Origin of the sequence: Mesorhizobium sp. M4A.F.Ca.ET.090.04.2.1 (genome assembly GCF_003999085.1) — a bacterium.
Lineage (GTDB): Bacteria > Pseudomonadota > Alphaproteobacteria > Rhizobiales > Rhizobiaceae > Mesorhizobium.
Map to the genome: position 1 here is coordinate 1 of NZ_RZOT01000664.1, position 2,858 is coordinate 2,858.

The window sequence follows — 2,858 nt, forward strand, 5'->3', positions numbered from 1 at the left end:
GCGCCGCACCGTGGGAATGACCGCAACCTTCGAGGCCGCCTCGCCCACCGCATGCGCCGACAGCACGGCGCGGTCGAGTTTCGAAAGGTCCACCTGCCGCGCCGCGGTTTCGGCCGCCGAGACGTTGTCGAGCGGCAGGCCAAGCTGAAGCAGTTTGTGGGCAACCGCGCGATAGGTGAGGCCGGTGTCGAGCAGGTTCAGCCGGTAGTGGTCGGCGAGCCGGCGCGCAAGCGTGCCCTTGCCGGCGCCTGCAGGCCCGTCGATGGCAATGGTGAAGGTGTCGGTCATCTGACTTGCCTGAACAGGCGGAACGCCAGCACCGCCAGGGCGATCGAGATCGACAGTGGCAGTGCAATGAGCGGTATGACGCCGATTGTCATGAAGGCCATGGCCCCGATCCCTTTGAGAAGTCCCGCAAGAAAGACCCATCCATTGTCTTCGAGAAACCTGGCAGGACCGACCGACAAATAGATGGCCAGGAACTGAAGAACCAGAAGCCAGAAAAGAAGAGCGAAAATGCCAAACCGCTCTTTGAAAGCGAGGCGTTCGATCAGATACGGGACCAGCGCAGCTCCAATGCAGCCTGCCAAGAGCGGCCAGTCCCGCAACATCACCCGATCTCCGCGCCCAGCCCCTTCATCAGTCCCATGAATTCCGGAAAGCTCGTCGCGATCATGTTGGCGTCGTCGATGGTCACCGGCTTCTCGGTCGCCAGGCCCATCACCAGAAAACTCATGGCGATGCGGTGGTCGAGATGCGTCTTTACCGTCGTGTCCGGCCCGTTGGGGTGTCTGCCCAGCCCCTTGCCGCCGGGCCTGCCGCGTACCGCAAGCGTTGCTTCGCCCTCCGTGCAGTCGACGCCGTTGAGCCTCAGCCCGTTGGCCACGGCAGACAGGCGGTCGGATTCCTTGACCCGCAATTCCTCCAGCCCCTGCATCAGCGTCTCGCCCTCGGCGAAGCTCGCGGCAACCGCCAGCACCGGATACTCGTCGATCATCGAGGGTGCCCGCTCCGGCGGGACGACGACACCCTTCAATTCGGATGAGCGCACGCGCAGGTCGGCGACGTCCTCGCCGCCGGCGTTGCGCGGGTTGAGGATGTCGATCCGGCCGCCCATCTCCTGCAGCGTCAAAAGCAGGCCGGTGCGGGTCGGGTTCATCAGCACGTTCTCGATCACGATGTCCGAGCCCGGCACGATGAGCGCCGCGACCAGCGGGAAGCCGGCCGAGGACGGATCGCCCGGAACGGCGATCGTCTGCCCGCTGAGCTTGCCCTGGCCCTCGATGAAGATGTGGCGTACGCCGCGCTCGTCGGTTTCGACCGTCAGATTGGCGCCAAAGCCCTTCAGCATCTTTTCGGTATGGTCGCGCGTCATCACCGGCTCGATCACCGTGGTGATGCCCGGCGTGTTCAAGCCCGCAAGCAGCACCGCAGACTTCACCTGCGCCGAGGCCATCGGCACCCGGTAGGTGATGGGGGCGGCGTGCTTGGGGCCGCGCAGCGTGATTGGCATGCGGTCGCCAGGCGTCGCCTTCAGCACCTGCACGCCCATCTGCCGCAGCGGCTCCAGCACGCGGCCCATCGGCCGGCCGGATAGCGATGCATCGCCGATGAAGGTCGTTTCCATGTCATAGGTGCCGACCAAACCCATGGTCAGCCGCGAGCCAGTGCCGGCATTGCCGAAGTCGAGCGGACCTTCCGGTTCGAGCAGCGCCCCGTTGCCGGTGCCGCGGATCACCCACTCGGCGCCGCGCTTCTCGATATGCGCGCCCATCGCCTTCATCGCGGCGCCCGTGCGCATCACGTCCTCGCCTTCGAGCAGGCCGGTGATGCGGGTCTCGCCGGAGGCCAGACCGCCGAACATGAAGGACCGGTGCGAGATCGACTTGTCGCCCGGCACCCGCGCGGCGCCGGAAAGGGCTGGAGATTTGCGGGCCGTGGCCGGTTTCGGAGCGGCAGCGTGAGACATGGTTTTCCCTTGATGGAACGCCGGCGCGCCGGCACTTTTCTTTTGTTGCGGCGGTCTCGTATCACGGCGGACGGAAATGGTCATCCCCTTGCGAGAAGCCTTCGATTGCGGGCTTTTGCAACGCCTGCCTGAAGCCGGCTTTTGGCTTTGACAGCGCCGTAAACTGCCGTTAAGGGGACCACTCTTCTATCTACGAGGCTTGCTGTGGCAAAAGCTGAACTTGGCACCAAACGCATAGACCCGGAAACGGGTCGGAAATTCTATGACCTGAACAAGGACCCGATCGTCTCGCCCTACACCGGCAAGAGCTATCCGCGCTCCTATTTCGACGAAGGCAAGATCACCGCTCTCGAGGAGGACGAGGATGTCGCCGACAAGGAAGTGGACGCCGAGGACGAAGAGGGCGCCGAGGTCGTCTCGCTCGAAGAGGCTGATGACGAGGCCAAGGGCGGCGACGATCTTCCCGATCTCGGAGACGACGAGGACGATGTGGACCTCGGCGACGATGAGGACGACACCTTCCTTGCCGATGAAGAGGAAGAGGACGACGACGTTGCTGACATGATCGGCGTCGGCGACGACGACGACGAGGTCTGATCGGGCCCCGCTGCGATCATTTGCCGGCCTTTGTTGGCCTGTGACGAAAAAGCGGTCGTTGAAGGCTTGATCTTGACCGAAGGCGGGGTTAGAAGCCGCCTGCACTTGACGGCGCGGACCTCAAAACCGCGCCGGATCTCTTCGCCGGAAACGGCGCCGGCTGACTGCCGGGAGTGGGGCCATAGCTCAGTTGGGAGAGCGCTTGAATGGCATTCAAGAGGTCGTCGGTTCGATTCCGATTGGCTCCACCAAACAGTCTTTTCCTGATGCTTGGATTCGCGTCGCTCACGCT

General features: G+C 63.9%; 4 protein-coding genes and 1 tRNA gene. 2 read left to right on the forward strand and 3 right to left on the reverse strand.

Annotated features, from left to right (window positions below; genetic code table 11):
- The 3 genes from EN781_RS29980 to aroA all read right to left on the reverse strand — a co-directional run.
- A partial coding sequence (locus EN781_RS29980; protein WP_189347934.1) for a (d)CMP kinase occupies nucleotides 1-288 on the reverse strand: 288 nt, incomplete at its 3' end.
- Entirely contained in the window at nucleotides 285-611 is a 327-nt protein-coding gene (locus tag EN781_RS29985) for a hypothetical protein (protein WP_126056884.1), read from the reverse strand. The genes EN781_RS29985 and EN781_RS29980, both read right to left, overlap by 4 nt.
- The gene (aroA, locus tag EN781_RS29990) at nucleotides 611-1,969 is read right to left on the reverse strand and encodes a 3-phosphoshikimate 1-carboxyvinyltransferase (protein ID WP_126056883.1); all 1,359 of its coding nucleotides are present in this window, start codon (nucleotides 1,967-1,969) and stop codon (nucleotides 611-613) included. The genes EN781_RS29985 and aroA overlap by 1 nt, the downstream gene beginning before the upstream one ends.
- Nucleotides 1,970-2,173: 204 nt before the next feature.
- Here aroA and EN781_RS29995 point away from each other — a divergent pair, with 204 nt between their 5' ends.
- Both EN781_RS29995 and EN781_RS30000 read left to right on the forward strand, forming a co-directional pair.
- Nucleotides 2,174-2,566 (forward strand): TIGR02300 family protein, encoded by a 393-nt coding sequence (locus tag EN781_RS29995; protein ID WP_126056882.1) that lies wholly within the window; start codon nucleotides 2,174-2,176, stop codon nucleotides 2,564-2,566.
- 175 nt (nucleotides 2,567-2,741) lie between these two features.
- Nucleotides 2,742-2,817 (forward strand) — tRNA-Ala (locus tag EN781_RS30000).
- Nucleotides 2,818-2,858 lie beyond the last annotated feature (41 nt).